Annotated in this window: 21 protein-coding genes and 1 other annotated feature; of the genes, 6 read left to right on the plus strand and 15 right to left on the minus strand. The window is 63.5% G+C overall.

Annotated elements, in window-relative coordinates; all coding sequences use genetic code 11:
• Positions 1–167 precede the first annotated feature (167 nt).
• Entirely contained in the window at positions 168–473 is a 306-nt protein-coding gene (locus RCI06_RS08720) for a hypothetical protein (protein ID WP_121585971.1), read from the plus strand.
• A gap of 58 nt (positions 474–531) precedes the next feature.
• Here the strand turns inward: RCI06_RS08720 and RCI06_RS08725 are convergent, their stop codons facing one another.
• Entirely contained in the window at positions 532–774 is a 243-nt protein-coding gene (locus RCI06_RS08725) for a helix-turn-helix domain-containing protein (protein WP_158595532.1), read from the minus strand.
• Positions 775–797: 23 nt separating this feature from the next.
• On the minus strand, positions 798–1,019 hold the full coding sequence (locus RCI06_RS08730; protein ID WP_101551352.1) for a helix-turn-helix domain-containing protein: 222 nt from the start codon (positions 1,017–1,019) through the stop codon (positions 798–800).
• A 117-nt stretch (positions 1,020–1,136) separates the two neighbouring features.
• Here RCI06_RS08730 and RCI06_RS08735 point away from each other — a divergent pair, with 117 nt between their 5' ends.
• Complete coding sequence (locus RCI06_RS08735; RefSeq protein ID WP_101551349.1) at positions 1,137–1,436, plus strand: DUF6809 family protein; 300 nt, start codon at positions 1,137–1,139, stop codon at positions 1,434–1,436.
• A 103-nt stretch (positions 1,437–1,539) separates the two neighbouring features.
• On the opposite strand, the gene ymfI is transcribed toward RCI06_RS08735, so the two are convergent.
• From ymfI to RCI06_RS08765, 6 genes are all read right to left on the minus strand, one after another.
• Positions 1,540–2,274: an elongation factor P 5-aminopentanone reductase gene (gene ymfI, locus RCI06_RS08740; protein ID WP_101551347.1), complete on the minus strand. Its 735-nt coding sequence runs from the start codon at positions 2,272–2,274 to the stop codon at positions 1,540–1,542.
• 57 nt (positions 2,275–2,331) lie between these two features.
• Entirely contained in the window at positions 2,332–2,577 is a 246-nt protein-coding gene (locus tag RCI06_RS08745; protein WP_101551345.1) for an IreB family regulatory phosphoprotein, read from the minus strand.
• 153 nt (positions 2,578–2,730) lie between these two features.
• Positions 2,731–5,112 (minus strand): phenylalanine--tRNA ligase subunit beta, encoded by a 2,382-nt coding sequence (pheT, locus tag RCI06_RS08750; protein ID WP_302549854.1) that lies wholly within the window; start codon positions 5,110–5,112, stop codon positions 2,731–2,733.
• Between the two features lie 16 nt (positions 5,113–5,128).
• Positions 5,129–6,148, minus strand: a complete 1,020-nt coding sequence (gene pheS / locus RCI06_RS08755) for a phenylalanine--tRNA ligase subunit alpha (RefSeq protein ID WP_121585966.1) — start codon at positions 6,146–6,148, stop codon at positions 5,129–5,131.
• A 51-nt stretch (positions 6,149–6,199) separates the two neighbouring features.
• Positions 6,200–6,440: a binding site (T-box leader), on the minus strand.
• 63 nt (positions 6,441–6,503) lie between these two features.
• Positions 6,504–6,914, minus strand: a complete 411-nt coding sequence (locus tag RCI06_RS08760) for a PH domain-containing protein (protein WP_101551340.1) — start codon at positions 6,912–6,914, stop codon at positions 6,504–6,506.
• Between the two features lie 121 nt (positions 6,915–7,035).
• On the minus strand, positions 7,036–8,076 hold the full coding sequence (locus tag RCI06_RS08765) for an RING finger protein (RefSeq protein ID WP_306575634.1): 1,041 nt from the start codon (positions 8,074–8,076) through the stop codon (positions 7,036–7,038).
• A 214-nt stretch (positions 8,077–8,290) separates the two neighbouring features.
• Between RCI06_RS08765 and prfB the strand changes: the two genes are divergently transcribed.
• Positions 8,291–9,415, plus strand: a complete 1,125-nt coding sequence (prfB, locus tag RCI06_RS08770; RefSeq protein ID WP_121585964.1) for a peptide chain release factor 2 — start codon at positions 8,291–8,293, stop codon at positions 9,413–9,415.
• 26 nt (positions 9,416–9,441) lie between these two features.
• The gene (locus RCI06_RS08775; RefSeq protein WP_101551334.1) at positions 9,442–9,855 is read left to right on the plus strand and encodes an EamA family transporter; all 414 of its coding nucleotides are present in this window, start codon (positions 9,442–9,444) and stop codon (positions 9,853–9,855) included.
• A 264-nt stretch (positions 9,856–10,119) separates the two neighbouring features.
• Here the strand turns inward: RCI06_RS08775 and RCI06_RS08780 are convergent, their stop codons facing one another.
• The 3 genes from RCI06_RS08780 to RCI06_RS08790 form a co-directional block, all read right to left on the minus strand.
• The gene (locus RCI06_RS08780) at positions 10,120–11,439 is read right to left on the minus strand and encodes a replication-associated recombination protein A (protein ID WP_306575636.1); all 1,320 of its coding nucleotides are present in this window, start codon (positions 11,437–11,439) and stop codon (positions 10,120–10,122) included.
• A gap of 130 nt (positions 11,440–11,569) precedes the next feature.
• The gene (locus tag RCI06_RS08785) at positions 11,570–12,967 is read right to left on the minus strand and encodes a uracil-xanthine permease family protein (protein ID WP_306575639.1); all 1,398 of its coding nucleotides are present in this window, start codon (positions 12,965–12,967) and stop codon (positions 11,570–11,572) included.
• A 127-nt stretch (positions 12,968–13,094) separates the two neighbouring features.
• Positions 13,095–14,330 (minus strand): amidohydrolase family protein, encoded by a 1,236-nt coding sequence (locus tag RCI06_RS08790; protein WP_101551328.1) that lies wholly within the window; start codon positions 14,328–14,330, stop codon positions 13,095–13,097.
• Positions 14,331–14,683: 353 nt separating this feature from the next.
• On the opposite strand from RCI06_RS08790, the gene RCI06_RS08795 reads away from it, so the two are divergent.
• On the plus strand, positions 14,684–16,657 hold the full coding sequence (locus RCI06_RS08795) for a LacI family DNA-binding transcriptional regulator (RefSeq protein ID WP_306575642.1): 1,974 nt from the start codon (positions 14,684–14,686) through the stop codon (positions 16,655–16,657).
• Between the two features lie 113 nt (positions 16,658–16,770).
• Here RCI06_RS08795 and RCI06_RS08800 read toward each other — a convergent pair whose 3' ends face one another.
• The 4 genes from RCI06_RS08800 to RCI06_RS08815 form a co-directional block, all read right to left on the minus strand.
• Positions 16,771–18,060, minus strand: coding sequence for a lactate racemase domain-containing protein (locus RCI06_RS08800; protein WP_288234981.1), 1,290 nt, complete (start codon positions 18,058–18,060; stop codon positions 16,771–16,773).
• 59 nt (positions 18,061–18,119) lie between these two features.
• Positions 18,120–18,848, minus strand: coding sequence for a FadR/GntR family transcriptional regulator (locus RCI06_RS08805; protein ID WP_101551321.1), 729 nt, complete (start codon positions 18,846–18,848; stop codon positions 18,120–18,122).
• A 121-nt stretch (positions 18,849–18,969) separates the two neighbouring features.
• Positions 18,970–20,055, minus strand: coding sequence for an iron-containing alcohol dehydrogenase family protein (locus RCI06_RS08810; protein WP_276872476.1), 1,086 nt, complete (start codon positions 20,053–20,055; stop codon positions 18,970–18,972).
• Between the two features lie 15 nt (positions 20,056–20,070).
• The gene (locus RCI06_RS08815) at positions 20,071–20,829 is read right to left on the minus strand and encodes an amidohydrolase family protein (protein WP_101551316.1); all 759 of its coding nucleotides are present in this window, start codon (positions 20,827–20,829) and stop codon (positions 20,071–20,073) included.
• A 268-nt stretch (positions 20,830–21,097) separates the two neighbouring features.
• Here RCI06_RS08815 and dapA point away from each other — a divergent pair, with 268 nt between their 5' ends.
• Positions 21,098–22,027: a 4-hydroxy-tetrahydrodipicolinate synthase gene (dapA, locus tag RCI06_RS08820; RefSeq protein WP_121585957.1), complete on the plus strand. Its 930-nt coding sequence runs from the start codon at positions 21,098–21,100 to the stop codon at positions 22,025–22,027.
• The last annotated feature ends 168 nt before the right edge of the window (positions 22,028–22,195 follow it).

The raw sequence follows: 22,195 nt of genomic DNA on the forward strand, positions 1-22,195 counted from the left end.
CCCCCGGCCCCCTCAAAGCTTTATCAGGCCGGCCGCCCTGCACCGCCGCGCGCTCGACCCGTGTCGAAAGCCGTCGGAAAAGCGCGCCGCGCTTTACAGCCTGGCAAATTTATGTTATGATTTATCTCGGTACGAAATTTCATGAAGATAGATTGCGAGTGATGACTGTGGAAAAGAAAATTACCAAGCCCGGTTCCCTGACCTACAAGGGCCGCCCGCTCGTCCGCAGCGGGAATACCATCTATTACGGCGATATGGGCGACAAATACGTCGCCATGCTCCAAATCCTCAGCGAGGCCGATTTTGACGGCGAAACCCTCCCGACCAAGGTCTCCGTCCAAATCTGGTCCACCGACGAGGAGCTCCGCCCCCGCGACCGCGTCGTGAAAAAGACCGAAAAGAACAACCTCTTCGACGCGATGAATATCGCCTCCATCTGGCTTGAGCGCCAGCTCGGCGAGAAAAAAGCCTGAATGATGCTGAAAAGCCGCCGTCCCCTCCGGGACGGCGGCTTTTTTTATCGATTGGCGCTCAGTCGGATGCCCCCTGCTCAAGGTGCGGGATGTCCGTCAGTCCCAGCAGGTAATCCGTCGATACCTGGAAGTAGCCCGCCAGCTTCACAAGGAAATCCAACGAGGCGTTCAGACTGCCGTTTTCCAGCTTGTGAAGCTGCTCGGTCGACAGGTTGAGCAGTTCCGCGATCTCTTCAGGCGATTTGTCCTCCCGGCTGCGCAGAAATTTTAATCGGTCTCCGAATGTGTCCTGGTCAAACACGTGAAGTGCCCTCCTTTGTTGTTTTAACGGTTTGTTTCCGGTTTGTCGGTCCGCCCGACAAGATAATCTATCGATACGCCGAAATAATCGGCAATAGCGACTAACCCATTGATATGCGGTTCCTGCTCTCCGCTTTCGTAACGCTGGTACTGCCGCACGGTGATGCCAAGCAGATCGGCCAACGTCTTTTGAGGAGTTTGCTTTTTGAGGCGTAGCGCCCGGAGACGACTGCCAAAATGATTCATAAGAGCGATAACCCCCTTGACACGACTTTATTAGTCGTGTATACTAAAGGCAGAGAGGCGACCAAAAAGGTCGTATCAAAACATTCTATCACATATTATGCTGGGAGGCGAAAAACGGTGGCGGAAGATTATTTACGTCAGCTTTACAGGAACGGACTGGATTATTATGCGGGCCTGGCGGCGCATCAGCCGGGCTTTGAGGAGGTTAAGGCGCGATATGGCCGGTGCGCCCGTAAAATCCGGAGCAGGCTGACACAGAAGCAGGTTGTCTGGCTGAAATCGCTGATCGACGCGCAGTACGAAATGGAGTGTATCCACTGCGAAACCGCGTTCGCGGAAGGGTTCCGGCTGTGCGCGCGGCTGACGGGGGAGCTGAACGCGCGCGCGGTTTCGGCGCGGGATGCGGCTTCCGGTTGAACGCGCTACAGCTTTGGGCACGGGCCGCGTGCGCGGTGGGGCGGGGAGGCCGGCCTGATAAAGCTTTGAGGGGCCCGGGGGACTTTCTCGAAAGTCCCCCGGATCAGCCGCCCAGAAAGCCGCCGTCGACCTTTAGCACTTGTCCCGTAATGAACCGTGCTTTCCCGCCGCATAAAAAGACGACGGCGTCCGCGACCTCCTCGGGGGAGCCGATGCGGCAGAGGGGCGTTTCACCGCACAGCGCGGCGAGGGTCTCGGGGGAGAGATTGGCGTTCATCTCGGTGTCGATGACGCCGGGGGCGACGCAGTTGACGGTGACGCCCGAGGGGCCGACCTCCTGCGCGAGCGCCCGGGTGAAGCCGATGACGGCGGCCTTGGAGGCGGAGTAGTGCACCTCGCAGGACGCGCCGGAGATCCCCCAGATGGAGGAGATGTTGACGATGCGGCCGCTGTGGCGGCGGAGCATGCCGGGCAGGACGCAGCGGCAGGTATGGAACACGCCGCCCGCGTTGACGGAAAGCATCCGGTCCCAGTCGGCGGCGGTGAGGTCGGTAAAGAGCTTCTGCTGGGCGATGCCCGCGTTGTTGACCAGCGCGTCGATGTGGCCGAAGCGTTTTTCGGCGGCGGCGGCCATCGCCTCGACGGCGGCGGGGTCGGCGACGTCGGCGCGGTAGAGCTCCGCGTCGCAGCCGAGGGCGGAGAGCTCGTCCAAAAGCGAGCGGGCCGCGGCCTCGTTTTTGTGCCAGCAGGCCGCGACGGCATAGCCCTCCCGCGCGAAGGCGAGGGCGCACGCCCGGCCGATGCCGCGGGACGCGCCGGTAATCAGGACGGTCTTCATAAAGCCTCCACGGGATGTCAACGCCCCCGTCCTGCGGGCGGGGGCGTCCGTAATGTTCTAATCGTTCAGGTAGCTTTTGACCAGCATCTGGAGCAGCTCGTCGCGGTCGATTTTCCGGATGAGGCTGCGGGCGTTGTTGTGGGTCGTGATATAAGTCGGGTCCTCCGACAGGATGTATCCCACAATCTGGTTGATCGGGTTATAGCCCTTCTGGCGGAGCGCGTCATAGACCTCCGTCAGGATTTCCTTCATCTGCTGTTCCTTATCCTCATGGATCGAAAAGGATATCGTCGGCTCGTGCATGACATCACCCCTCCCTCTTACTGACCATTTTACAACAATTTTCGCCTTATGGCAAGGCGTAAACTGTATATTTCTCATATTGTATGACTTTGCCCGCGCAAATATACCGCTGAAAAAGCCCCGGTAAAACCGGGGCTTTTTTGATGCTTGGATTCAGCTGCGGATTTCGACGCCGAGGTTTGCGAGCGATTTGAGCACCCGCTTGATGGCGGCGTCGGCCTCCTCGTCGGTGAGGGTGCGGTCGTCGGCGCGCATCGTGAGGGAATAGGCGACGCTCTTTTTGCCCTCGGCGACCTGCGCGCCGCGGTAGACGTCGAAGAGGCTGACCTCCTCGAGCACCTTGCCGACCGCCTCGCGGATCGCCTTTTCGAGCGCGGCGACGGGCAGCTCGTCGTCGCAGATGAGCGCGAGGTCGCGGGTCGCGGCGGGGAAGCGGGGCAGCGGCTTGTAGCCGCGCTCGGGCGCGACGTTTTCAAACAGCACCGCCTCGTCGAGGCAGGCGACATAGGCGCGCGCGCCGATCTGGTAATTCTGACAGATTGCCGGGTGCACCTCGCCGATCATGCCGAGCTTTTGGCCGTTCACGGTGATTACGGCGCAGCGGCCGGGATGGTAGGTGGGATCGTCGGAGACGGCGGCATATTCCGCGCCCTCGACGCCCGCCGCGGAGAGCAGCGTTTCGACGACGCCTTTGAGGGTGAAGAAGTCGTGTCCCTCGCCGTAGGCGCCGATCGTGACGCAGGCGCGCTCGTCGGGCAGCTCGCGTCCCTCGACGGGGAGGTAGACGTTGCCGATCTCATAGAGGGCGGCGGCTTTGTTGCGGTTGTTGTAGTTGCGGGAGAGCACCTCGAGCATCGAGGGGACGGTCGTGGTGCGCATGACGCTGGTGTCCTCGCCGAGCGGGTTCTGGATGACGACGCATTTACGGTAATCGCTGTCCGCCGGAAGCCCGATCTTGTCGTAGTATTTGGGGCTGATGAAGGAGTAGGTCGCGACCTCGTAAAGCCCCTGTGCGAGCAGGGTGCGGCCGAGAAGCTGCTCGAACTTCTGGATGGGGGTGTAGCGGCCGTTGGCGGTGCCGCGGATGGCGGTGACGGGGATCTTGTCGTAGCCGTAGAACCGCGCGACCTCCTCAGCGAGGTCGGCCTTGTGCGCGAGGTCGGCGCGGAAGGTGGGCGGGATGACGAATTCGCCGTCGATCCTGCATTCGAGGCGGGTGAGGATGCGGTGCATCTCCTCGACCGGCACCTCGATGCCGAGGAAGCTGTTGATCCAGTCGGGCTCCAGCTTGATGCGGCGCTCGGCGTGGTCGGAATTGTCCACGTCGATCATGCCGCCGACGACCTCGCCCGCGCCAAGCAGCTCGACGAGCTCGCAGGCGCGTTCGACCGCCGGGATGGTGGTGGCGGGGTCGAGCTGCTTTTCAAAGCGGCCGGACGCCTCGGTGCGCATGCCGAGCTTTTTGGCGGTGGTGCGCACCGACGGGCCGTTGAAGCAGGCCGACTCGAAGACGATCATGTTGGTGTCGTCCATGATGCCGCTGTATTCGCCGCCCATGACGCCCGCGACGGCGGAGGGCTTCTTCGCGTCCGCGATGACGAGCATCTCGGGGGAGAGGACGCGGTCGACCCCGTCGAGGGTCATGATCGTCTCGCCCGGCTTGGCGTTGCGGACGACGATCTTGCCGCCCTCGACATACTTGTAGTCGAACGCGTGCATCGGCTGGCCGTATTCGAGCATGACGTAGTTGGTGATGTCGACGATGTTGTTGATGGGGCGCACGCCCGAGGCGCGCAGCCGCTCCCGCATCCAGCGGGGGGAGGGGGCGATCTTGATGTTCTTGACCATCCGCGCCGTGTAGCGGGGGCAGAGGGCGGGGGCGAGCACCTCGATTGAGAGGTGGTTTTTGATGTCGTCGACGGTTGCTTTGACCGCGGGCGCCTTGAGGTCGAGGGGCTTTCCGAAGGTGACGGCCGCCTCGCGCGCGAGCCCGGTGACCGAGAGGCAGTCGGGGCGGTTGGAGGTGATCTCGAACTCGACGCACACGTCGTCGAGCCCGATCGCCGACTGGATGTCCTGCCCCGGCTTCATGTCCGGTTCCTCCAGGATGAAGATGCCGTCCTCGACCGCGTAGGGGAAGTCGTGGGTTGTGAGGCCCAGCTCGGAAAGAGAGCAGAGCATCCCGCAGGATTCGACGCCGCGCAGCTTGCCCTTTTTGATGTGGACGCCGCCCGGCAGCCAGGAGTCGTGCAGGGCGGCGGGCACGTAGTCGCCCTGCCGGACGTTCTGCGCGCCGGTGACGATCTGCACGGGGGCTTCCGCGCCCACGTCCACCTGCGTGACAAACATGTGGTCGCTGTCGGGGTGGCGGACGATCTCGTCGACCCTGCCGACCACGACGTTTTTGATCTCCGCGCCCTCGCGCTCCCAGCCCTCGACCTTGGAACCGGACATGGTCATCGCTTCGGAAAACTCGTGGGGCGTGATATTGCCGACGTCGACATAGTCGGCCAGCCATTTCATGGACAAATTCATGATAAGTTACCCTCCCTTAGAATTGGTTGAGGAACCGCAGGTCGTTCTCGTAGAAGAGGCGCAGGTCGTCGATGCCGTAGCGGCGCATGACGATCCGCTCAAGCCCCATGCCGAACGCGAAGCCGCTGTATTCCTCGGGGTCGATGTTGCAGATGGAGAGCACTTTGGGATGCACCATGCCGCAGCCGAGGATCTCGATCCAGCCCTCGCCCTTGCAGAGGCGGCAGCCCTCGCCGTGGCAGGCGAAGCACTGGAAATCCATTTCCGCGGACGGCTCCGTGAAGGGAAAGTGGTGGGGGCGGAAGCGCACGACCGCCTCCTCGCCGTAGAGCCGCTTTGCGAACATCTCCAGCGTGCCCTTGAGGTCGGCCATCGTGACGCCGCGGTCGACCACGAGCCCCTCGATCTGGTGGAAGAGGGGGGAGTGGGTCGCGTCCACCGCGTCGGAGCGGTAGACCCGTCCGGGCGCGATGACGCGGATGGGGGGCTTCTGCTTTTCCATCGTGCGCACCTGCACCGGGGAGGTCTGGGTGCGCAGCAGGACGTTGTCGCTGATGTAGAAGGTGTCCTGCGTGTCGCGCGCCGGGTGATCCTTCGGGATGTTGAGCGCCTCGAAGTTGTAGTAGTCGGTCTCGACCTCCGGGCCCTCGGCCACCGAGAAGCCCATGCCGAGGAAGATCTCCTTGACCTCTTCGAGCACCTTGGTCAGCGGGTGGAGCTTGCCGAGCGGCGCGGCCCTGCCGGGCATCGTCACGTCGAGCTTTTCGAGCGCGAGCTTCTGGTCGAGCAGGGCCGCCTTGACCGCGGCGGTGCGCTCCTCGACGAGCGCCTCGATGCCCGAACGCACCTCGTTGGCGAGCTGCCCGACCTTCGGGCGCTCCTCGGCCGAGAGCTTGCCCATCTGCTTGAGGATGGCGGTGAGCTCCCCCTTCTTGCCGAGGTATTTGACCCGCAGGTCGTCGAGCGCCTTGAGGTCGCCGGCCTGCGCCAGCGCCTCGGCCGCCTGCTGTCTGATCTGTTGCAGCGCGTTTAACATTGTATTTCATCCTTCCCTGTGATACTGCAAAATAAAAAGGCCGTCCGTCCGCAAAGGGACGAACGGCCGTGACGCCAGTCCGTGGTACCACCCAAATTCCCAATACAAAGAGTATTGGACACTTCTGCGCTTTTTAACGGGGCGAACCGTCGCCGCCTACCGCCCCGGGGGGGTTGAGCGGCGCCGCTCACGGGTGAACTTCACGCAGACGCTTCCCGCGGTCCGTTTTCAGCCGGCGGCGGACCTCTCTGTTGCGGCGCGGATGCGCTACTCTCCCGATCTCAGCGTTATTCGATTAACCATCATCTTAGCATGATTGCTCCGGATTTGCAAGGGCTTTTTGAGATTTTTCTCCTCAGAGGAGCATCCCGTCCCCGCCGTCCTCACAGCCGCACTCGTCGTTGTCGAGGATTTCGCCGACCCGCAGGCGGCGGGCGAGCTTCATCTCCTCCACCTGCTTGTGGATGAGTTCCTTGACCCCGCGGGGCTCGCGGATGTTCTTGAGCAGCAGCCTGGGCAGCGACTTGTCCGACGACTGCACGAGCACCGACCCGACCCGGAAGATCCGCTGCCACAGGCTGATGGTGAGGCTGATGTCCCGCACACGGTAGAGGATGACCTCCTCCTGCCGGGTGTTCAAAAGTCCCGTCTCGAGAAAGAGCCGGTCCTCCGACATCGAATATTTCGTAAAGGTGATCGGCAGTCCGCAGATGCGTTTGCGGTCCTTCCAGACCACGGCGGGTTCGGAGATTCGTTCAGCGGCCATGACAGGGCTCCTTTCTTTCGCGCAGCGCGCCCGATGGGTCCATCATAACACCCCGCCGCGAAAAACGCAAGAAGGGCAAAAAGGGGGAGCGGCTTTGCCGCTCCCCCTCGGGTCGTTCGGTTCAGGAGACCATGATCGCCATCACCATCAGGATATAGACGGCGAAATAGGCCACCACGCAGCCCACGGCGGCGATGACGACGATGGCGCGGTTGGTGCGCCCCGCTCGGGCGATCGTCTCGGTGTAGCGGCGGTCGTCGAGCGTGCCCTGCGCCGCGAGCATTCCCTCACGGACGCGGGTGACCTTTTTGACCGCGTGCCGCAGGTAGAAGCGGTTGGCGAAGAGGGAGAAGACGACGCCCACGGCGAGCAGGAAATAGCGCATGTACTCCATCGCGGCGTAGGCCCACAGGTGCTGGGTGGGCTGGAACTCGCTGATGAACTCAAACATGCTCGCCCCGGCGTAGATGTCGTTCATGTGGTCGAGGGCGAAATGGACCGCCTCGGGCATGACGAAGAGGGTGGGGATCTGCGCGAGCAGGGTGATGCCCAGCAGGATGAGCCCCACCGAATACATCTTGCGGTAGAAAAAGTAGAAAAAGTTGAAGAAAAGCGCGCAGAAGTTGAAAGAAACGGGCTTCCCCTGGGAAATCTGTTTAAAGCGGGGGAGGAAGTAGCCGGAGTTCTCCCCGACATAGAGCGCGAGGTCCCGCGCCGACACCCCGTCGATCTCCTCCGAGGGGTTGAGCCCGCCGAAGGCCGCGCTGTAGGGATTCTGCGCGGGCGGCGCGGCGGCATAGGGCTGTCCGCCGAAGGGGGAGAAGGGCTGCCCCTGCTGGGGCTGGGGCTGGCCCTGGGCGCCGCGGTGCAGCGGCGCGCCGCACACCTGGCAGAAAAGGCCGGTGGAGGGATTGCCGGCGCCGCACGCCGGGCAGGCGGTCCCGCCCGCGCCGCCGCCGGGGGCCTGCCCGGGGGTCTGCTGCTCGTGCGGCGGCTCCCAGGCATGTCCCTTAATATGCAGGTCGTTCAGCGCGCAGTGCCCGAGCTGCTGGTAGCACGTCCGATGGTGGGGCGCGCCGCAGACCGGGCACACGACGATGTCGTCGTCCTCCGTAAAGCGTTTGTTGCAGACGGGGCACTTTACGCCCGTATAGTTCGCCAAAAAATCAACCCCTGAATCATAAATCCATAAATAGTGCTTTCTGAATACCCATGATACAGACAATCCCCTGAAAATTCAAGAGCGTAATTGTGAACTTTTCGTGCGAACGGCTTTTCCACGGGGTTTTGCGCCGGAACCGCTTTACTTTCCCGGGAAAAAATACTATAATATTATTTCTGAGAATGACAAATGCTAGTGGAATGGAGTTGCCGATATGCTGCAATTTGAGGAGCTGCGCCTGCGGCTGGAGGGCCGCCGTGAGGAACTGGACGATCTCGCCCAGGCGATCGGATACGAGGGCCTCAAGCGCAAGCTCGCCGAACTGGAGGAGCAGACGACCGCGCCGGGCTTCTGGAACGATGTGGAACGCTCGCAGAAGAACCAGGTGGAAACCGCCCGCGTCAAGGGAAAGATCGAGGGCTGGGACAGGCTCGACGCCCTCTACGGGGACACCCTCACCCTCATCGAGCTCGCGGATGAGGAGGAGGACGAATCGGTCTACGAGGAGGCGCTCGCGGACGCCGAGAGGTTTGAGCAGGACCTCGAGACCCAGAAGCTCGCCACCCTGCTGACGGGCGAATACGACGTGAACAACGCGATCATGACCTTCCATGCGGGCGCGGGCGGCACCGAGGCGCAGGACTGGGCCCAGATGCTCTACCGCATGTACACCCGCTGGGCCGAGCGCCACGGCTATACCTATAAAATCCTCGACTATCTCGACGGCGACGAGGCGGGCCTCAAGAGCGCGTCGATCATGATCGAGGGGGAGAACGCCTACGGCTTCATGCGCTCGGAGGCGGGCGTGCACCGGCTGGTGCGCATCTCGCCCTTCGACGCGTCCGGCCGCCGGCACACCTCCTTCGCCTCGGTGGAGGTGCTGCCCGAGCTGCCCGACGACAACACCGTCGAGATCGACCCCGAGGACATCAAGATGGAGGTCTTCCGCTCCTCCGGCGCGGGCGGCCAGCACATCAACAAGACCTCCTCGGCGGTCCGCCTCATCCACATCCCGACCGGGATCGTCGTCTCCTGCCAGAACGAGCGCAGCCAGTTCCAGAACCGCGACATGTGCATGAAGATGCTCACCGCCAAGCTCGTCGAGATCAAGGAGCGGGAGCATCTGGCCAACATCAACGAGATCAAGGGGGAGCAGATGCAGATCGCCTGGGGCAGCCAGATCCGCTCCTACGTCTTCATGCCCTACACCCTCGCCAAGGATCACCGCACCGGCTTTGAAATGGGCAACATCAACGCCGTGATGGACGGCGACATCGACGGGTTTATCAACGCGTACCTCAAGGCCGCGAGCCTGGGGACGCTCGGACAGGTGGACTGAGAATAGCATTGAGGAGAGAATCTTATATGTGGGCTGTCTACGCGGTCGGTTCGGCGGTCTTCGCGGCGCTGACCTCCATCCTTGCCAAGATCGGCATCGAAAACGTCAATTCCAACCTCGCCACCGCCATCCGCACGGTGGTCGTGCTTCTTCTCGCGTGGGGGATGGTCTTCCTCACCGGCTCCCAGCACGGCATCCGCGACATCTCCCAGCGCAGCATGCTCTTCCTCATCCTTTCGGGGCTCGCCACCGGCGCCTCGTGGATGTGCTATTACAAGGCCATCCAGATCGGCGAGGTCTCCAAGGTGGTCCCCATCGACAAGTTCAGCCTCGTGATCACGATCGTGATGGCCTTCATCTTCCTGCACGAGGCGGTCAGCGTCAAATCGGTCATCGGCGCGGTGCTCATCACCGGCGGCACCCTTTTGATGGTGCTCTGATCTTGGAAAATGCCGCCCTCGGGCGGCATTTTTGCGCTCCTTCACCCCCGGCGGGGCCCTGGATTTACCGCGCGCCGGTTTGAGATTTTCAGCCTTGCGGCCGCGGCTTTTTATCGCGCCCCTCCGGTGCGCTCCCAACGGTGGAAACGGAAGGTGCGGCGAGCTTGCCGGGCAGGAGCGCGCGGGGAAGGGCCGCCGCCCCGCCGCCCGGCGCGCCTGACAGGAAATAGCGGCCGCCAAAGGCGGCCGCTTTTGCGGATCTGGTCAGGTGTTTTCCCGGCGCCACGCGGCGATCTGGGCCATGCGTTCCCGGACGCGGGCCTCGGAGCCCTGCGCGGTCGGGCGGTAGTAGCTGCGCCCGGCGAGGGAGTCGGGCAGGCACTGCATGTTGGTGAGCTTGTCCTCGCTGTCGTGCGCGTACTGGTAGCCCTCGCCGTAGTGGAGCTCCTTCATGAGGCGGGTGGGGGCGTTGCGGATCTGAAGGGGCACCGGCTCGGCCAGCATCTTCTGCGCGTCCTTTTTGGCGCTCTCATACGCCAGGTAGAGGGCGTTGGATTTGGGCGCGAGGGAGAGGTAGACGACCGCGTGGGTGAGGTTGACGCTGCATTCCGGCATGCCGATGAAATGGCTTGCCTGGTAGGCGGCCACGGCGATCTCGAGGGCGCGGCTGTCCGCCATGCCGACGTCCTCCGACGCGAAGCGGATGAGCCGCCGCGCGACATAGAGCGGGTCCTCGCCAGCCTCGAGCATCCGCGAAAGCCAGTAGACGGCGGCGTCGGGGTCGCTGTTGCGCATCGACTTGTGCAGCGCGGAAATGATGTTGTAGTGCTCCTCGCCGTTTTTGTCGTAGAGCAGGGACTTCTTGCTGATGCACTGCTCGACCGTCCCGCTCGTCACCGTGACCTTCCCGTCCCGCCGCTCGCCGTTGAGCACGACCATTTCGAGGGTGCTCAGCGCGACCCGCGCGTCCCCGTTGGCGAAGGCGGCGACCATCCGCAGCAGCTCGTCGGGGAAGTCGACCTCCTGCCCGCCGAAGCCGCGCGGGTCGGAGAGGGCGCGGCGCAGGAGGGAAAAGAGCTCCTCCTCCGAAAGCGCCTGGAGGACAAAGACCTTGCAGCGGGAGAGCAGCGCCGAGTTGACCTCGAAGGAGGGATTCTCGGTGGTCGCCCCGATGAGCACGATGCTCCCGCGCTCGACGAAGGGCAGGAAGGCGTCCTGCTGGGCCTTGTTGAAGCGGTGGATCTCGTCGACGAAAAGGATCGTCCGGTCGCCCATCCGCCGCCCGGTTTCGGCGCGCGCCATGACCTCCTTGATCTCCTTGATGCCGCTGGTCACGGCGGAAAAATCGATGAATTCCGCCTGGGTCCTGTGCGCGATGATCCGCGCGAGGGTGGTTTTGCCCACGCCGGGCGGCCCCCAGAAGATCATCGAGGAGACCCGGTCGCTCTCGATGAGCTGGCGCAGGACCTTGCCCTCGCCGAGCAGGTGCCGCTGCCCCGCGAATTCCTCGAGGGTTTCGGGGCGCAGGCGGCTGGCCAGAGGGGCCTCGGGCTCCCGGCTTTCAAAGAGGGACTGCTGACGCATACGATCACCGCCTTTTCCTTAGTATAGCCCTTTCGCGCCGGTTTGAAAAGAGGTTACGAAAAGCCCCGTCCGTTTCCGGGCGGGGCTTTTCGCTGTCTGTGTGAGAAGGTAGAGTAGGAGTTTGTCGTAATTACGCGCCCTGCGCGGGGGTCCCGGTGGCTTTGCGCTCCTTGAGGAGCATGTTCAGGACGATGTTGAGCAGGACGCCGGAAACCACCGCGATGAAGACGTTGTTGTTGACGAACATCTTCAGGAACGGATGGAAGGAGGCGGCCCACTCGGCGCCGGTGGTGGAGAAAAAGACGGGCATCATGACGCCCAGTCCGATCGTGGTGCCGGCGATGAGGTTGCCGCGGACGTCGCGGGTCTCGGAGATGACGACGTCGATGCCGGAGAACATGATCATGCTCGCGGAGATGAGGAAGACGGCGCCGACGATCGGGCGCGGGATGCAGGCGAGCAGCATGGCGAGCTTCGGCGACAGGCCATAAAGCAGGAACATGACGGCGGCGACGCGGGTGACGCGGCGGGAAGCCACGCCGGTGGCGGCGAGGATGCCGATGTTCTGGGTGTAGCTGGTGACAGGCAGCGCGCCGAGCAGGCCGCTGCACATGCAGCCGAGGCCTTCCGCGAAGATGCCCTTATTGATGTGCTTGACGCGGTAAACCTGGTCGCAGACGGCGCAGGTCGCGGCGTAGTCGCCGATCGACTCGAACATCGAGCCGATGTAGCCGGTGAAGCCGGCGAGGATGGCGGCGAAGGTAAACACAACAGGAGAACCGGCCGCGCTGGGAATGCCCTCAAAGTTGCGGAAGGGGAAGATGGTCGGCAGAGCGAACCAATCCTCCGCGAAGACCTTGCCCCAGTCGAAGATCCCGACGATCGACGAGATGACGACGCCGATGACGAGGACCGAGATGAGGACGAAGCCCTGGGAGAGCAGACCCTTGCCCCTGAACTTGAGGAAGAGGGCGAAGAGGAAGGCGACCGCCGCCAGAATCAGGAAGACCGGCTCGTGAGAGGAGAAGATCCAGCCTGCGGCGATTTTGCACGCGACGAAACCGATGGTCGCGACGACCGAGCCGGTGACGACGGGCGGGATGAATTTACGCAGTCTGCCGAGCACGCGGGAGAAGCCGATGACGGCCTCGAGCGCGCCGCCGACGAGGACCGCGCCCCACATTGCGGGGAAGCCGTAGGTGGCGGTGACGCCGCCCATGGCGGTCAGAACGGAAGAGGACGGACCCTGGACGATCGGCAGACGGTTGCCGATGGTGGTCTGGATCAGGGTGCCGATACCCATTGCGAGGAAGCAGGTCTTGATCATGACCGGCACGACGGTGTCGGGCAGACCCGCAAGGGAAACGAACATACCGGCCCAAATGAAGGGGGTAAAGTCGACGAGGGTGATCTGCCAGGCGAAGAAGAGGGTCTGCCACCAGCTCTTGGGGTTCTCCTCCACGCCAATGGATACCTTGACGGTACTGTCGGGCTGTGTCTCAAAAATGGGTTGTTCCGGATTGTACATAAGCCGACTTCCTTTCCTGAAATTAGAGAAAGGGCGCCGCGAATAACGTTTTTATTCCCGCGGCGCCTTTGCCTCTGCTGTCTTACTAGGCGAAGCGGATGGGTTTGTCAAACCTTATTCCGGAGTCTCAGAGCAGCGCCGCCTTGCGCTCAAAGGAGGCGATGACCTTTCCGTGACGCAGGATATAGGGGCGGGACGCGCGGGTGCGCAGCGCCTCCTGGATATTGTCCGCGTCGAGGATGTTGAGGTCCGCGTCGTTGCCGACCTCGATCCCGTACTTGGCGTCGGGGTCGAAGATGCGCATCGAGTTGGTGGTCAGCATGTCGAAAATGGTCTTCGCGGTGCCGGGGGTGTTGTACTGCGCGGTATAAGCGCCCACCAGACCGTAGTCGAGCGGATCGCCGGTGCCATAGAGGTGGAAACCGTCGCAGATCGTGTCCTGCGCGGTGGCGACGTTGATTCCCATCTCTACCATCTCACGGATTCTGGTGACGCCGCGGGTGCGGGGCTCGGCGTCGATGCCCATGATCGCAAGCACCTGGGTGTTGGTGCAGATGTTCATTCCGGCCTCTTTGATGAGCTTCATAACCTTGATCGCGTGAGACTGGTTCTGGTAGGTGATCGAGGTGCAGTGGCCGCCGGTGACGCGGGGGCCCCAGCCCTTCTGGAGGGTGAGCCAGGCGGTGTATTCCAGGGAACGGTCGAACATGTCCTTCGACTGGTCGATGTGCATGTCGATGGGGACGTTGTACTTTTCGGCGATCTCAAAGACGAGGTCGACGTGTTTGCGGGCGAGCTCGGGGAGCCATTCGGCCGCGGGCATGCCGCCGGCGATGTCGCAGCCCATCTCCATGGCTTCCCACATGAGCTTCTCGGTGCCCTCGTTGGCGTAGATGCCCTCCTGCGGGAAGGCGATGACCTGGAGGTCGCAGATGTCCTTGGTCGCTTCCTTCGCGGCGAGGACGCCCTCGAGGCCGACGAGGTTGGCCATGTTGTCGATGTCGACGTTGGTGCGCAGCTTGGTGGTGCCGAACATGACGCACTCGCGGATTGCGCGCTCGGCGCGGGCTTTGACTTCCTCAACGGTGTAATGGCGCTTGAAGTCGTGCATGATATGGATGGAGTCCTCCAGCGTTTCGACCGAGCTCTCACGGCCCTGAAGCGCCGTGTAGGCCTTGTCGAAATGCATGTGCGTGTTGACGAACGTGGGGGCGGCGAGCATGCCGCGGGCGTCGATCACTTCGCAGTTCTCGATCCCTTCGGCGCGGATTTCCGGTTTGATCTCGAGATACTTTCCGTCGTCTCCGATCAGGATATCGGACATTCCACGCCCCACAATGTTCGCATTGCGGATGAGCAGCATAGGGGTTCCTCCTCAAATCGATTTTTCAGCGGTCTCAGGGCCGCTTTTCTACTTCATCATAGCAAGATGACGGGGTGCTGTCAAATGATTTTCTGTGAAAATTGCACTTAAAATTTGTAAAATTAAGCCGATTTTTAATAAATGCGCACACATGTTTGCGTAAACAAGAAAACAAAATCGAAAAAATCTACCAGTTTCGTGGTGAATTTGTAAAAGTTCGACGGGTCCGCGCGGTCAAAACGGCGAAATTTCGGCCGGGGGGCGTTTCGGCACAACTCCCAAATTGACAATGCGCGCGTGAGAGATTATGCTAAAAGTATGATTTGTGTAGTTTCCACGAAGGAGGCGGCTGTATGGTAACGATCCGTGAGGTCGCGCGGGAAAGCGGCGTTTCCGCGGCGACGGTTTCACACGTGCTCAACGGGACCCGGCGCGTGGAGCCGGAGACCGCGGCGCGGGTGCGCGCGGCGATTGAAAAGCTCGGATACCGCCCGCTGCGGGAATACGACCGCTACGGCCTGCGGGGAATCCGGCTGGCCGGTTTTTTCGCCCACGGCACGGGGATGTGCGCCTGCGCGGACTTCTTCGGCCTGCTGGAGCAGCGGCTGGCGGAGCATAAGATCCAGCTGGTGCTCATCGCGGCGCCTGAGACGATCCCGGACGGGGAGCTCCGCGCGCTCCAGCGGTTCCACCGGCTGAGCTTCTGCGTCGTGCACACCTCGGTGCGGGTCCCGCCGGCCAGGCGGGAGGCGCCGCCCTATGAGGTGCCGACCGTCTTCCTCAGCAGCACGCCGCCCCCGGCGGGCAATTCCTGCGCCGTTTCCTTCGATTACCGGCAGGCGGTGCGGATGGCGCTTTCCCACCTGATCAGCCGGGGACACCGGGAGATCACCATCTTTACGAGCATCCACAACATCGACGTCACCGAGGAGATTCGCGCGGGCGCGCGGGCCCTCTTTGCCGACCGGGGGCTGGAGTACTGGCCCTCCCGCTTTTTGAACATCGCGCGGGCCGTGGAGGAGGGGAACGAGGCCGCCCAGGCGGCGGTGGACGCGCATTTCGCGCGCCATCCGGGCCTGACGGCGGTGGCCGCCGCCGGGACGTGGGCGACGGTGCACGCCGCCGCGAGCCTGCGCAGGCGCGGGCTGGATTACCCGCGGGACGTCTCGCTCGTGGCGATCGGCGGGCTCTACGCGATGGAGGAGAGCCGTCCCGACCTGACGCGGGTGGATCTCGGCGCGCCCCAGCTGGCCGACGCGGTCGTCCGGGCGCTGCTCAATGAGCGGATGGACCAGAGCCGCACGCTGCTGCTCCCCTCCTTCCTGCCGGGCGGCAGCACCCGGTCGCTCGCACGCGCGCCGTCGGGCGGACCGGCGGCGCGCCCCGAGCTGCTCGAGCTTTCGGAGGACGAGCTCGGGCGCATCCGCTCCCGCCGCTTTACCGCCTGCATCGCGCTTGACGGCGCGGGCACGATGTTCTCGGAGCTCGTGCTGCAGGGGGTGCGGGAATCGCTGGCCAGCCTCGACATGACGCTGCTCGAGGTGGCGGAGGCGAAGGGGAGCGTCGGCATGCGGGACATGCAGCTCCAGGAGCTCGCGCGGCTCGCCCCCGACGCGATCATCAGCTTTTCCAACGACCAGACGGCGCTGCGCGACCGGTTCCTCGCGCTTTCGGCCGAGCGTACCAAGCTGATCCTCGGCGTGGACGTGCCGCCCGACCTGCCGGAATACGCCTACGCCACCTGTGTGGCGACCAACGAGACGGAGAAGGGGCGGCTGGCCGGCAGGCTGCTTGCCTCCGAAATGATCCGGCGGGGAAAGCGCAAGATCGGCTTTGTCTGCAACGCGGACATCAACTTCACCGCGCGCCAGCGGGACATGTCCGCGATCGGCACGGTGACGGAGGACTTCCCCCAATTGGACATCGTCTTCCGCAAGGACTTCATCCGGGAGCAGAACGCGTTGTCGGTGGTGCGGGACGCGCTGGAGGCCCACCCCGAGACGGAGGGGCTTTACATCTTCAGCGCGGACGCGACTCTCACGGCGCAGAAATATCTGCAGTCGATCGGCCGTGAGGATATCCTGCTCGTCACCACCCAGATCAACGACGAGATCGCGCGCCTCTTCCTCATGAACCAGAACGTCATCGGCATCGTCTCGTCGCAGGCGTACGAGATGGGCCGCTACCTGGGGCTTGCCGCCGCGAGCAGCCTGCTCGGCAAGCACCTGCCCTCCTATGTCGTCGTGGAGCCGGTGCTGATCACGGCCGGCAACCTCGAAAAATCGTGGGTGCGCACGGCGCGCCGCCGCCCGCCCACGAAGAAATAGAAAACACCCGGGCCCCCGGCCGACGCCGGGGGCCCGGGTGTTTTATGCGGCTGTGGGAAAAACTTCAAAAACAAGGAAAGCGCCGGGAGAAATCCCCGGCGCTTTCGCGCGTTCTAGAGTTGTTCGGCAAGAGGGAAGGCGAGCGTCCCGAGCGCCCCTTCGCCGTCGAAGGGGAGGGGCCGGGGCGGACCCGCCGCCGTGAGGGCGGGGTCCTCCCGCGCTTCGGCGAGCAGCGCCTCCGACGCCCACAGCGTTTCGATGTGCGCCGTGTCCTCGATGAGCACGGCGCGGAACGGCCCGGCGGCGCCGCAGGTGTGCAGGCAGGCGAGCAGGGCGGAGCGGTCGTCGGGCATCACGCAGGGCATCCGCATGCCCGCCGGGTCGCGGCAGGTCAGCCCGTTCACGTAGATCGGCGTGAAGTCGATCTTGCGCCGCAGCCGCTCGGTGATGAAGTCGGCGTTGCCCATGCCCGCCGCGTTGCCCGCCGAATGGGCGGTCAGATCGAGCACCGCGAGGCGCGCGGCGTGCGGCGGGCCGACGCCGAGCTGCACCGAGCGCCCGGTGACGTTCGGGTCCATGCCCGCGCCGCTCAGTTCCTTGCCCATCCGGCGCACAAAGAGCGCGTCGAGCGGGTCGAAGGGGATGCGCGGCATGAGGGATTTGGCCTGTTCAAGCAGTTCGGGCTCCCGCAGGGGAATCCGCTCCGCGGGGATCGCCTCCACGACGCGCAGCCGGTGGCAGGCGTTCTCCACGAGCGCCACCCCGAAGGCGACGCGTGCGTTTTGCAGGATGACCCGTCCGCATTCCCAGATGTTTTCCGCCATACGGGAGAAGCCCGCGCTGTGGCAGAGGTCCGCGCCGTACCGCTTGCCGAGCCCGACGACGAGCATCTTCATGACGCCGCTTTCCACCCGGCCGCGAAAGTCGGTGTGGGGCTTCACGCGGCCGACCGGCACGATCCAGTCGGCTTCGGCCGCGAGCCGGTCGATGCGCACGGGGATGCCGTCCGCCCGGCGGCCGACCTCCACCGTGCCCATGCAGGAGCGCACCGGCGCGCCAACCGTCTCTTCGGTGACGCCGTAGCGGGCGAGCAGCGCGCGCTGCCCCTCCGCAGTCGCGCCCCCGTGGCTGCCCATCGCGGGCACGAGGAAGGGGAGGGCTCCGCGCGACCGCACCGCTTCGGCCAGGGCGCGCAGAATCTCAGGGAGCCGGTCGATCTGCCGGCTGCCCGCCGTGAGGGCCACCGTGTCCCCCGGGCGAAGGCGTTCGAGCACGCCCGCCTCGCAAAGGGTGCAGCGCACCGCCTCCCCGGCGTCGGGGACCTCCGCGCGGTCAAACCGCTGGCACAGGGGGAAAAAGCGGGGGAGCGCGGTCCCCCGCAGGATCTCGCCGTAGACGTCCATGCCGTTCCTCCGTTCCGGTAAAAAAATCCCCGCCGCGGCCGCGGCGGGGACGGGTTCGTTCAGGATTCCTTTTCCTGCACGATCGCTTCCATGTCCTCGAGGGAGTTTTCGATGTGCTCGGTCATCAGCGCGACGCCCGCCTCGACGTCGCGCTTTTCAAACGCGCCGATCAGGGCCTCGTGGGTGGTGATCGCATGGTCGGCGTTGTCGGGCAGCAGGTAGGTCTGCACACGGTAATCCACGATGCACTCCGCGATGATCTTCTCCATCCGGATGAGCAGCTCGTTGCCGCTCGCCTCGGCGATCTTGTGGTGGAGCTCCTCGTCGTAGAAGGCCATCTTGACATAGTTGCGCGCCTTGGCGCTCTGCATGAAGAGATCGTGAATCACCCGCAGCTGTTCGAGCTGCCGGTCGCTGATCCGCTGGATGGCAAGCCGCGTGGTCATCGTCTCGATGCCCATGCGCACCTCCATGATGCTCGTCAGACGCTGGCCGTGCTCCTTAAACCAGCAGGCCACGCAGCTGTCGTCGGTGCGCTCGCTGGGGACCCCCTTGAAATAGGCGCCCTTGCCGCGCTTGACGTCGATCATGTCGATGGCCTGCATCATCCGGTAGGCCTCACGCGCGGTCGAACGCCCCACGCCGTACATCTCGCAGATTTCCTTTTCCGTGGGCATCTTGTCGCCCACGGCGACGTTTTGTTCAACGATGTAGTCCTTCAGGTTGTTGATCACCTGATCGACGATCGAAATCCGTTCGATCGGTTTCATCGTTCCCACCACCTTCATCGCGCTCGCCGCCTCCCGCCGTCCGTTCCTGTCCTATCATCCGACAACCGGGAGGGGGTTTATCCGCCTCCATTATAACACCCGCTCCCGCTTTCATCAAGCCTCGGCAGGGAAATTGTGGCTATTTCATGACGCGCGCGAACTCCTTGCGGATCTGCCGCTGGAGCCCGGGCTCATCGATGCCCACGTTGGTGAAGATAAAGTCGAGGACCGCTTCGAGGGTTTCTCCGGTCGGTTCGATGCCCAGGTCGGAGATGCAGGTCGGGGTGCCGAGCTCCTTCAGGAAGCGGATGTTCTTTTCGATGTATTCCTCCGAGTAGCCGTTGACCGCGAGCTGTACCGGGATGCCCGCCGAGACGATCTCGCCGTGCAGGAGCCTGGCGCGCTGGGGCTTATAGAGCTTGCTCACCGCGTCGTAGAGGCCGTGCGCGATCGCGAGCTGCTTGCTGCCGCTTGAAAGCTGGGAGGTGAGCCCGGTCAGCGCGAGGTTGGTGAAGAGGATGTCGTCGACGACCGGGGTGAGGCGCTTGGCCGCCACGTCGCGCACGCTTTCGGCCGCGTCGGCAAAGTACTTCTCGGTGTTCGACTTGGCCACCTGGAGCGCCGAGACGGGCATGATCGTGATGTCCCAGCCCTTGACGAAGCGGATGCTGAAGTCGATCTCGGGGTATTTGGCCATCGCGTCCGCGATGCCCGCCGCGAGCATCCGCGAGGGGGAGCGGCGGGAGAGCAGTTCGGTGTCGACCAGCACGGCGCCCACCGGCTGGCTGCAGTATTCGTTGCAGTCGGGCGTTCCGGTGTCGTCATATTTGATGCAGACGGTCGCGTAGCAGGCGCAGGTCGCCGCCGTCGTCGGCACTGTGACGACCCGCACGCCCAGCCGGTCGGCCGCGAGCTTGGAGGCGTCCATGCATTTGCCGCCGCCCACGCCGATGACCAGTTTCGCGCCGTATGTACGCGCGTCGGCGACGATCGAACCGACCGTCGTCTCGCTGCAGAAGCCGGAGAAGGGGTGGACCTTGTACTCCACGCCGGATTCCCGCAGGCCCTTTTCCACGTCGGGTCCCGCGATCTCCCACGCGGTGCGCCCCGCGACGACGAGCGCCCGGTCGGCGAAGAGCTTCGCCTCGCGGCCCGCCAGCGCCGCCGCGCCCGGGGTCTGGATGTATCTGCCGGCGCCGAGGATGATCTGGGCTCCGTCTCTCATTGAAACCAACTCCTTTTATTGTTTGCCGTCCGGGCTGAGCCCGAACACCTGAATGGCCGTTTTGGAAAAGATCTGTTCGAGCGCCGCCCCGCTTTTGACGGCGCGGCGGTATTTGAGCAGCTCCCCGGCGGCCTGGACCGGCACGTCGGTGGAGAACATCAGCTTGTCGGGGGGCAGCTCCGCGAGAAAGCCCTCGATCCCCTCGATGCCGACGCCGCTCGGTTCGAGCCAGACGTGGTCGAACGCCTTCGCGAGCTGCATGGCCTGCACGGTGAAGAAATCGGAGCCCGCGTGGGCGATCACCGTTTTGACGCCGGGGAAGTCGCGCACGAGGGGGTAGAGGCGGGCGGGGTCCGCAAAGGGGATTCCCATGCCGGTGTGCACCATGACCGGAATGCCGAGGGAGCGGGCCGTCTCGTAGACGGTGCGCGCGTCGCGGCTCATGAGGTCGACCGCGTGGCCGTTGGGGGTCAGCTTGACGCCGACGAACCCGAGCTCCCGCACACAGCGGCGGACCTCCTCATAGTAGTCCTCCGGCGTGTAGTGGGGGCTGAGGGAGGCCATGCCCCAGAAGCGCCCCGGATGGGCGAGGCAGAGGCGGCGGATGCGGTCGTGGGCTTCGCGGGCGTCGGCCAGGTAGGGGCGGGTGATGCAGGGCTGGACGATGCCGCCATCGATGCCGTTCTCCGAGAAGGTGCGCAGCAGGAGCTCTTCGGTCACTTCAAAGTCGTAGACGCAGTCGCGTCCGAGATGGCAGTGGGCGTCGAGTATCATAGGCGTCCTCCGTTGTAATTGGTTGGATATAAGGTTGTCTGATATCTGCACTCATTATAGCAACGCGCAAATGGCGTGTCAAGGGGGTAAAATGTATTCTATCGACAAAAAATATCCACTAATTTTAATGATTTACGACAAATCTTCCGAATGGTGATTGACATGCCTTTGCAGCATGAATATAATGGAGGCAAGATGTCAGATAACATTATAACCCGATAAGCAATGCGGGGCGCTGATGTCAAACAGAATTTAGGAGGAACGCAGCATGACGAGAAAAGAGTTTTCCGAGAAATACGGGCAGATTCTCCTGCCCCTGGTGACCCCCTTCGACGAGAAGGAAGAGATCGACTACAAGGTCTATGAGGATCTGATCGAATACCTCATTAAAAACGACCTGTGCGACTCCCTCATCGTCACCGGCACCACCGGCGAGGCGAGCCTCTGCACCTTCGACGAGCGCGTCAAGCTCATGGAGACCGCCGTCCGCGTCAGCGCCGGCCGCAAACCCGTGATCGCCGGCACCGGCTGCGCCTCCACCAAGGAGACCGTCGCCCTCACCAAAAAGGCCGAGGAGCTCGGCATCGACCTGTGCATGGTCGTCTGCCCCTTCTACAACAAACCCACCCAGCCGGGCGTTTACAACCACTATAAGACGATTGCCGAGAGCGTCGGCGTCAACATCCTGCTCTACAACATCCCCATCTTCGTCGGCATCAACATCGACGCCCCCACCGTCCATGAGCTCGCCAAGATCCCCAACATCATCGGCATTAAGGACGAGGCGGGCATCAATCCGACCCAGGTCACCGACTACTTCCTCGCCACCGAGGACGTCAACCCCGAGTTCGTCATCTTTAACGGCGACGACATCATGCTGCTGCCCACCATCGTGCAGGGCGCCATGGGAATCGTCTCGGGCGGCGCGCACATCTTCGGACACGAGATCCGCGCGATCATGCAGGCGTTCGCCGCCGGCGAAAACGAGAAGGCCAAGGAGCTCTTCGTCCCGCTCTACCGCTTCTGCAAGAGCTGCGGACAGAACGGCCGCATCCTGCCCAACTCGATCATGCGCCCGGCCATCGAGCTCGTGACCGGCATCAAGGTCGGCCCCGCCAGAAGCCCGCTCGCCCCCATCACCGACGAGGAGAAAGCGGTCCTCGTGGACGTGCTGAAAAAGGTCGGCAAGCTCTCCTGATCCGATGTGATTTTGGCCCCGCGGAGGCGGGGCTGTGGAAAGAGAACAAGTAACGGGAGGAAAGAAAATGAAAAAGCATCTTGCAATCCTACTGGCAGTGATGATGGTGGCGGCCATGCTGGGCGCCTGCGGCGACACCGCGGCGGCCCCCGCCGCCCCGAGCCAGGA

Source organism: Anaerotruncus massiliensis (ex Togo et al. 2026), assembly GCF_030825285.1.
Taxonomy (GTDB): domain Bacteria; phylum Bacillota; class Clostridia; order Oscillospirales; family Ruminococcaceae; genus Anaerotruncus; species Anaerotruncus massiliensis.

Bases quoted from the DNA above. Each gene is read 5' to 3' on its own strand.
- RCI06_RS08775 (WP_101551334.1), top strand. From the start codon at position 9,442: ATGTGGGCTGTCTACGCGGTCGGTTCGGCGGTCTTCGCGGCGCTGACC.
- RCI06_RS08760 (WP_101551340.1), bottom strand. From the start codon at position 6,914: ATGGCCGCTGAACGAATCTCCGAACCCGCCGTGGTCTGGAAGGACCGC.
- prfB (WP_121585964.1), top strand. From the start codon at position 8,291: ATGCTGCAATTTGAGGAGCTGCGCCTGCGGCTGGAGGGCCGCCGTGAG.
- RCI06_RS08800 (WP_288234981.1), bottom strand. From the start codon at position 18,060: ATGGACGTCTACGGCGAGATCCTGCGGGGGACCGCGCTCCCCCGCTTT.
- dapA (WP_121585957.1), top strand. From the start codon at position 21,098: ATGACGAGAAAAGAGTTTTCCGAGAAATACGGGCAGATTCTCCTGCCC.
- pheS (WP_121585966.1), bottom strand. From the start codon at position 6,148: ATGTTAAACGCGCTGCAACAGATCAGACAGCAGGCGGCCGAGGCGCTG.
- RCI06_RS08785 (WP_306575639.1), bottom strand. From the start codon at position 12,967: ATGTACAATCCGGAACAACCCATTTTTGAGACACAGCCCGACAGTACC.
- RCI06_RS08805 (WP_101551321.1), bottom strand. From the start codon at position 18,848: ATGAAGGTGGTGGGAACGATGAAACCGATCGAACGGATTTCGATCGTC.
- pheT (WP_302549854.1), bottom strand. From the start codon at position 5,112: ATGAATTTGTCCATGAAATGGCTGGCCGACTATGTCGACGTCGGCAAT.
- ymfI (WP_101551347.1), bottom strand. From the start codon at position 2,274: ATGAAGACCGTCCTGATTACCGGCGCGTCCCGCGGCATCGGCCGGGCG.
- RCI06_RS08815 (WP_101551316.1), bottom strand. From the start codon at position 20,829: ATGATACTCGACGCCCACTGCCATCTCGGACGCGACTGCGTCTACGAC.
- RCI06_RS08730 (WP_101551352.1), bottom strand. From the start codon at position 1,019: ATGAATCATTTTGGCAGTCGTCTCCGGGCGCTACGCCTCAAAAAGCAA.
- RCI06_RS08795 (WP_306575642.1), top strand. From the start codon at position 14,684: ATGGTAACGATCCGTGAGGTCGCGCGGGAAAGCGGCGTTTCCGCGGCG.
- RCI06_RS08790 (WP_101551328.1), bottom strand. From the start codon at position 14,330: ATGCTGCTCATCCGCAATGCGAACATTGTGGGGCGTGGAATGTCCGAT.
- RCI06_RS08780 (WP_306575636.1), bottom strand. From the start codon at position 11,439: ATGCGTCAGCAGTCCCTCTTTGAAAGCCGGGAGCCCGAGGCCCCTCTG.
- RCI06_RS08810 (WP_276872476.1), bottom strand. From the start codon at position 20,055: ATGAGAGACGGAGCCCAGATCATCCTCGGCGCCGGCAGATACATCCAG.
- RCI06_RS08745 (WP_101551345.1), bottom strand. From the start codon at position 2,577: ATGCACGAGCCGACGATATCCTTTTCGATCCATGAGGATAAGGAACAG.